Genomic DNA, 478 nt, shown 5'->3' with positions numbered 1-478 from the left:
CTGGGTGGCACAGACGATCGTCCCTTTGCCGGGGCCGTCGATGAACGAACGCATCCGGTCGGAGCGCGCCTCCCAGTGTTTGACGATGTCACTCGCCAGGGTCCGCACCCGGGCCGGCGCGCCGTAGAGCGCGTTCATCACGGCGACGCCGCGGCGCAGCCGCTCCTGTTCCGCCTCGTCCAGCCCGGCGGTGATCTCGTCGGCCTGGGTGTCGATCGTCTCGGGATCGACGCCCGGCGGCAGCTCCAGCGGGATGAGCCGGCTCTCGTGGTACACCCGGACGGTCGCCCCGTCCTCAACGGCCCGGGTGAGGTCGTAGACGTCGATGTAGTCGCCGAACACCTTGCGGGTGTCGCGGTCCGCCTCCGACAGGGGGGTGCCGGTGAACGCGAGGAACGTCGCCTTCGGCAGCGCCTCGCGCAGCCGTAAGGCAAACCCGTCGAGGGTGTCGTAGTGGCTGCGATGTGCCTCGTCCACA

Annotated in this window: 1 pseudogene; it reads right to left on the bottom strand. The window is 69.9% G+C overall.

Annotation, left to right across the window (positions count from 1 at the left end):
* Nucleotides 1–478 (bottom strand): annotated as a pseudogene (locus tag DD1DGNOD_RS03200) (type I restriction endonuclease subunit R); the annotation flags it as partial.

This window comes from Candidatus Protofrankia californiensis (assembly GCF_900634765.1).
Classification (GTDB): domain Bacteria; phylum Actinomycetota; class Actinomycetes; order Frankiales; family Frankiaceae; genus Protofrankia; species Protofrankia californiensis.
The sequence above is the reverse complement of the archived record's forward strand: the minus strand, read 5'-3'. Positions and strand labels throughout refer to the sequence as shown.